The sequence below is a fragment of the Streptococcus australis genome, assembly GCF_019930045.1.
In the GTDB taxonomy this organism is placed as follows: Bacteria; Bacillota; Bacilli; order Lactobacillales; family Streptococcaceae; genus Streptococcus; species Streptococcus australis_D.
Genome location: NZ_JAHZQQ010000073.1, coordinates 1 through 6330, shown reverse-complemented (window position 1 = coordinate 6330; position 6330 = coordinate 1). Strand labels below are relative to the sequence as shown.

Sequence of the window (6330 nt, the reverse complement as noted above, 5' to 3'; positions counted from 1 at the left end):
TAGCTCAAACAGCTGGAAGAACACTCGCTTAATCAGAGGAATGACTTTGTTGCACTTGACTTGACAATTGGGGAAAAAGATTAAAATAGTATTTTTTGATATTGACGATACCTTACGAAACGTTGAGACCGGCTATGTTCCGGCTTCGGTCACCAGAGTATTCTCTCAATTACGAGAAAAAGGAATTTACACAGCTATTGCTAGTGGAAGAGGGATTTTTGGAGTGCCAGAAGAAATCAAGGCTCTCCAACCTGACTTTTACGTCACTCTGAATGGTTCTTACGTGATTGATCGTAAGGAGCATGTCATTTATGAAGAAAGGGTACCAAATCCACTTGTTCAGGACTTTATTGCTTGGGCTAAGCAGGTAGGGATTCATTATGGTTTGGTTGGGAGTCATCAAGCAGCTCTTTCGACTCGGACAGAAGAGATAAGTCGGGCTGTTGACCCCATTTATCCAAAGCTACCAGTAGATCCCGATTTTGCTGCAAAACATCCCATTTATCAGATGTGGACTTTCGAGACTGGTAAAACAGTTGATGCCCTACCTGAGAATTTGGAGCAAAAATTGCGTTTGGTTCGCTGGCACCCAATCTCATCAGATGTTGTCTTAGATCAGCAATCCAAAGCTCATGGTGTCTCAAAAGTAGTCGAAAAATTGGGATTCAAACCAGAAAATGTCTTAACATTTGGGGATGGATTGAACGACTTAGAACTATTTGACTATGCTGGTTTAGCGATTGCCATGGGGAATGCCCAGGATGCATTAAAAGCAAAAGCAGATTATGTCACAAAAAATTTAGAAGAAGATGGCATCTTACATGCCTTAGAGGAGTTAAAAATGGTTGAAAAAGAATTGCACTTACCACAAACAAAAATGGATCAAGAAACAGGACCAATTGCGACAATTCATACCAACTATGGAGATATGAAGATTCGTCTCTTCCCTGATCAAGCACCGAAAACAGTAGCAAATTTTATTGCACTTGCAAAAGATGGCTACTACAATGGAGTGATTTTCCACCGCATCATTAAAGATTTCATGATCCAAGGTGGGGACCCAACTGGAACAGGTATGGGTGGAGAATCCATCTATGGAGAGTCTTTTGAAGATGAATTCTCAGAAGAGTTGTACAATATCCGTGGTGCGTTATCCATGGCTAATGCCGGTCCAAATACCAACGGTAGTCAATTCTTCATCGTTCAAAACCAACACCTTCCTTATTCTAAAAAGGAAATTGCCCGTGGTGGTTGGCCTGAAGCTATTGCAGAAATTTACGCAGAAGAAGGAGGGACTCCTCATTTGGACCGTCGTCACACAGTTTTCGGTCAGTTGATGGATGAAGCTTCTTATCAAGTATTGGATACAATTGCGGCAGTTGAGACAGGTGCCATGGACAAACCTAAAGAAGACGTGGTCATGGAATCGATTGACATTGAGGGAGAAGCATGAGAATCGGGGATAAACTCAAGGGTGTTGTGACAGGCTTGCAACCTTATGGAGCCTTTGTTGAATTAGAGACAGGGGTAACCGGTTTGATCCATATTTCTGAAATCCGCAGTGGATATATCGACAACATTCATGATATCTTAAAAATTGGGGATCAAGTTTGTACTCAGGTTATTGATATAGATGAATACTCTGGGAAGGCTAGCTTGTCCCTTCGAGCCTTAGAAGCTGGGAACAGAAAGCATTTTCGCCATCATCGTTTTTCAAATGATCGCCATAAGATTGGTTTTACTCCTTTAGCCAAGCAATTACCTATTTGGATTAAAGAAAGTAAAGAATTTTTGAGTGATACCAATCAGGGAAAATAAAAATTTGTTTCTGCAGATAGAAAGAAAAGAGGCTACATCGTAGCCTCTTTCTTATTCTTGATCAAAATCGTAAAGGGTAGTTGAAAGGTAACGCTCTCCATTATCCGGGGCCAAAGCCAAGACTTTTTTACCAGCTCCAAGCTCTTTAGCGACTTCAATTGCTGCATAGATAGCAGCAGCAGATGAAATTCCAACTAAGAATCCTTCTTTTCCACCAATGTAGCGACCTAATTCTAAAGCTTGTTCAGAAGTGACGCGGATTACGCCATCATAAGAATTGGTATCCAGCGTTTCTGGAATGAAACCTGCTGACAATCCTTGGATTTTGTGTGGTCCAGGTTTTTCACCAGAAAGAATCGCTGATTCATCTGCTTCGACTGCATAGACTTGGACAGCTGGGTTAACTTTTTTCAAGGCATGAGAAACACCTGAAATAGTTCCACCAGTTCCAACACCACTGACGTAAGCATCCAATCCATTCGGCCCAAAAGCTTCTAAAATTTCTTGTCCTGTTGTTGCTTCATGGACTTCTGGGTTGGCGCTATTGTTAAATTGGAGGGGAAGGAAACCGTTTCGTTCTGCAGCGATTTCTTCTGCTTTAGCGATAGCTCCTTTCATTCCTTCACTACCTGGAGTTAAGACAAGTTCTGCTCCATAAGCTTGAATGATTTTTCGACGTTCAACACTCATGGTTTCAGGCATGACGATGACCACTTTATACCCTTTGGCAGCTCCGACCCATGACAAACCAATTCCTGTATTTCCACTGGTTGCTTCAACTATAGTAGAACCGGGTTGGAGAAGACCATCTCGTTCTGCTTTTTCAATCATGCTAAGAGCAATCCGGTCTTTAACAGACGACCCAGGGTTGAAGGCTTCTAATTTAACATAGACATCAGCAGCCCCTTCAGGTACTAGGTGGTTCAATTTTACAATAGGTGTTTTTCCGATTAATTCTGTAATATTTTGATAGATTGGCATACGATATACACTCCTTTGTTAGTGTATCCAGTATACCGCCAGTAAGAAGGTTTGTAAAATATAAAAAAGCTATCGAGGCGATAGCCTTTTTTTATAGCTGGATGGGAACTTCCACTTCCTTTAACCCCTGATCACTAATCTCAACCTTTCCATGGTAAAAATCAATCAGGTCTGCAATCACATCTTCTTTTTGCCCTTTATCTACATAGATCAGACTAAAGACAGCATCGGTGAAGTCTGTCTGGTATTCTGTTAATTGGTGAGCAGATAAAAAGTTCGCAAACTCTTGGTATTGGGGATAAGTTAAGCTAATCCCTAGCCCAACCTGCTCTTTGATCTCAACGAGACCGATTTCTTTTACAGCTTGTGCGACACTGCCAGCATAAGCGCGAATGAGTCCACCGGCTCCAAGCTTGATGCCTCCAAAATAACGAGTGACGACACAACAGATATTGGTCAGTTCGTGATTCTCTAAAACGCCAAGCATGGGCACGCCAGCAGTCCCACTCGGTTCGCCATCGTCACTGGTCCGTTTAATTTCAAATTGCTCTCCAATGACAAAAGCAGAACAATTGTGAGTTGCCTTATAATGTTCCTTCTTGATAGCGGCTATAAAGTCGCGAGCTTCCTCTTCAGAATAAACTCGTTTAACGTGGCAAAGAAAGCGGGATTTTTTAATTTCTTCTTGGACGAGACCGTCCTCTTTAAAAGTCTTGTATTCCATACAATTATTTTACAAAAAAACTCTTAAAACTGCGAGCTTTTACGAATATATAAGTATGAAACTTGAAGATTGTTATGGACACTTGTTCACCCAAGACCAACTGGAGAATGACCTGCTTGAGCAGGCTCAGCAACTACCAGCTATAGTGCAGGAAAAGACGGTGTTGACTTGTAATCGGTGCGGAACCCAGATTGATAAGGCTAGATGGAAACTACAGATAGGGAGCTACTATTGTAGAGCCTGTATTCAATTAGGAAGAGTTAGGAGTGACCAAGCACTCTACTACTTTCCCCAACAAGCTTTTCCGCAAGAAGAAGTCTTAAGATGGCAGGGGACCTTAACTCCCTTTCAAAGTCGGGTTTCCCAGGAGTTGGTTCAATCCTTGACAGAAAGCAAGCCAATGATGGTACACGCAGTAACAGGCGCAGGTAAAACGGAAATGATGTACCAAGTGGTGGCGGAAACGATTAAAAAAGGGAGATGTGTGTGCATTGCTACACCAAGGATTGACGTGTGTATTGAATTGTATAAACGGATGACGATGGATTTTTCCTGTCCCATCTCCTTGTTGCATGGTGACTCAGACCCTTATTTCCGAACGCCTCTTGTCATATCCACTACTCATCAACTACTCAAATTTTATCAAGCTTTCGATCTCCTCATAATCGATGAAGTCGATGCCTTTCCTTTTGTTGACAACCCCGTTCTCTATCATGCCGTTTCAAATGCCGTAACCAAGAATGGGAAGCTCATCTATTTGACAGCTACTTCCACAGAAGAATTGGATAAAAAAGTCAAAAAACAAGAGATAAAACGCGTTAGCCTACCTAGACGCTTTCATGGCAATCCCCTTGTGGTCCCTAAGAAAGTATGGTTAAAAAATCTACGTAAAAAAGTAGAAAAGAAACAAGTTCCAATGAAGTTGCTCAAGCTAATAAAAGAACAACGGAAGACCTCCTTCCCCCTAATCCTATTTGTATCAGAAATCGAATTAGGAGAAAAAATCCTTAATCTATTAAGGAAGGCCTTCAAGGATGAAAACATCGAACTGGTAACCTCAAAAACGGATAATAGGTTGGAACTGGTAGAAAAATTTCGCAATCAAGAAATCACCATCCTTGTGTCAACGACCATTCTTGAACGGGGGGTCACCTTCCCTAAAGTAGACGTGTTCGTGATTGAGGCCAACCATCGATTGTTTACCAAGAGCGCTCTGGTTCAAATCGCTGGTCGTGTGGGAAGAAGTATGGAAAGACCCACAGGGGAATTACTATACTTGGCAGAAGGTAGTAGCAAAGAGATGACGCAAGCTATTAAAGAAATAAAAGAAATGAATCGGGAGGCAGGTTTTTGAGTAATTGTTTGCTATGTGATGAAGAGATTTCCTATCAAGAATCCTTAAAGAGCCTCATCCTAATGAAAAAGGATAATCCAACGATGTGTGACAACTGTAAAAACAAGTTTGACCCAGTAAGTGAAGTTAGCTGCCAGTCTTGTTATAAGAAATCCTCAGAAACCTATTGTGAAGATTGCCAAGAGTGGAAACGAAAAGGAAAGAAGGTAAATCATAGAGCGCTTTACTATTACAATGAAGAAATGAAGGAATATTTTCAAAAGTACAAATTTCAAGGTGACCAATTATTAGCTTGTCTCTTTGCTGAAGAAATGAAGGAAGAGCTAAAAAAATACAAAGGCTATACCATAGTTCCCATACCTTTAAGCGATGAGAGAAAAGAGAAGAGAGGCTTTAATCAAGTAACAGCCATTTTAGAATCTGCGGGGATTCCCTATCAAGACCTATTGAGAAAAAAGAATACAAAGGCCCAATCACAAAAAAATAAAAAGGAAAGATTGAAAGTAGAACAAGTCTTTGAACGTATAGAGACAGAAAATCAAAGCTGGCCTGAGAATATAGTGATAGTGGATGATATCTATACAACAGGAGCAACCATCGAAAGAGCAAAAGAAATGTTAATTGTAAAAGGGGTGAAAGAAATAAGATCTTTTTCATTAGCAAGATAGAATAATCAAAAATATATTTGCAAAAACAAAATGAAAGCGTTATAATATAGATATAAAAAGAAAAACGTTTAGAAAGAAGGTACTTATATGATTAAATATAGTATCCGTGGTGAAAACCTAGAAGTAACAGAAGCCATTCACGACTACGTCGTTTCTAAACTCGAAAAAATTGAAAAATATTTTCAAGCAGAGCAAGAATTGGATGCCCGCGTAAACCTAAAAGTTTATCGTGAAAAAACTGCAAAAGTTGAGGTCACGATTCCACTTGGTTCCATTACACTTCGTGCAGAAGATGTTTCTCAAGATATGTATGGATCAATCGACTTGGTAGTTGATAAGATTGAACGCCAAATTCGAAAGAATAAAACAAAAATTGAAAAGAAAAATCGTAGCAAATCTGCAACCAGCAAAATCTTTACAGACGCTCTGGTTGAGGAAAGCGTTGCTCTTGAAAAAGTTGTCCGCACAAAAACGATTGACATTGAACCAATGGAACTAGATGAAGCCATTCTACAAATGGAACTATTGGGACATGACTTCTTCATCTACAAAGATGTGGAAGACAACACAACAAACGTTATCTACCGTCGCGAAGATGGAGATGTAGGACTTCTTGAAGTCAAAGAAAAATAAGCTAATACAATAAGAAAGCTCCTGTAGAACATACAGGAGCTTTCCTATATTAAAGGAAGATAAAGTTTCTAAATAAGCCCTGTTGTAAAATGAAGTGCAACACAAAAGATACGTTCATCTGATATACTAGAATTGCGAAAAACAGCATAAAG

General features: G+C 40.1%; 7 protein-coding genes. 5 read left to right on the top strand and 2 right to left on the bottom strand.

The window, feature by feature from the left end:
* The first annotated feature begins 67 nt into the window (after window positions 1-67).
* Entirely contained in the window at window positions 68-1453 is a 1386-nt protein-coding gene (locus K1J10_RS09840) for a bifunctional Cof-type HAD-IIB family hydrolase/peptidylprolyl isomerase (RefSeq protein WP_223357172.1), read from the top strand.
* On the top strand, window positions 1450-1818 hold the full coding sequence (locus K1J10_RS09835; RefSeq protein ID WP_223357171.1) for a S1 RNA-binding domain-containing protein: 369 nt from the start codon (window positions 1450-1452) through the stop codon (window positions 1816-1818). Before K1J10_RS09840 ends, K1J10_RS09835 begins: the two co-directional genes overlap by 4 nt.
* A gap of 51 nt (window positions 1819-1869) precedes the next feature.
* On the opposite strand, the gene cysK is transcribed toward K1J10_RS09835, so the two are convergent.
* Window positions 1870-2799 (bottom strand): cysteine synthase A, encoded by a 930-nt coding sequence (cysK, locus tag K1J10_RS09830; protein WP_125329919.1) that lies wholly within the window; start codon window positions 2797-2799, stop codon window positions 1870-1872.
* Window positions 2800-2890: 91 nt separating this feature from the next.
* Entirely contained in the window at window positions 2891-3523 is a 633-nt protein-coding gene (locus K1J10_RS09825; protein WP_223357169.1) for a YigZ family protein, read from the bottom strand.
* A 55-nt stretch (window positions 3524-3578) separates the two neighbouring features.
* Here K1J10_RS09825 and K1J10_RS09820 point away from each other — a divergent pair, with 55 nt between their 5' ends.
* The 3 genes from K1J10_RS09820 to hpf all read left to right on the top strand — a co-directional run bounded on the left by K1J10_RS09820 (window position 3579) and on the right by hpf (window position 6178).
* Window positions 3579-4877 (top strand): DEAD/DEAH box helicase, encoded by a 1299-nt coding sequence (locus tag K1J10_RS09820; RefSeq protein WP_223357167.1) that lies wholly within the window; start codon window positions 3579-3581, stop codon window positions 4875-4877.
* On the top strand, window positions 4874-5545 hold the full coding sequence (locus tag K1J10_RS09815; RefSeq protein WP_223357165.1) for a ComF family protein: 672 nt from the start codon (window positions 4874-4876) through the stop codon (window positions 5543-5545). Before K1J10_RS09820 ends, K1J10_RS09815 begins: the two co-directional genes overlap by 4 nt.
* An 87-nt stretch (window positions 5546-5632) precedes the next feature.
* On the top strand, window positions 5633-6178 hold the full coding sequence (gene hpf / locus K1J10_RS09810) for a ribosome hibernation-promoting factor, HPF/YfiA family (RefSeq protein WP_006596830.1): 546 nt from the start codon (window positions 5633-5635) through the stop codon (window positions 6176-6178).
* The last annotated feature ends 152 nt before the right edge of the window (window positions 6179-6330 follow it).

What these genes read in the sequence shown, in the direction of transcription:
- cysK (WP_125329919.1), bottom strand. Translation starts at nt 2,799, where the DNA reads ATGCCAATCTATCAAAATATTACAGAATTAATCGGAAAAACACCTATT.
- K1J10_RS09825 (WP_223357169.1), bottom strand. Translation starts at nt 3,523, where the DNA reads ATGGAATACAAGACTTTTAAAGAGGACGGTCTCGTCCAAGAAGAAATT.
- K1J10_RS09835 (WP_223357171.1), top strand. Translation starts at nt 1,450, where the DNA reads ATGAGAATCGGGGATAAACTCAAGGGTGTTGTGACAGGCTTGCAACCT.
- hpf (WP_006596830.1), top strand. Translation starts at nt 5,633, where the DNA reads ATGATTAAATATAGTATCCGTGGTGAAAACCTAGAAGTAACAGAAGCC.
- K1J10_RS09820 (WP_223357167.1), top strand. Translation starts at nt 3,579, where the DNA reads ATGAAACTTGAAGATTGTTATGGACACTTGTTCACCCAAGACCAACTG.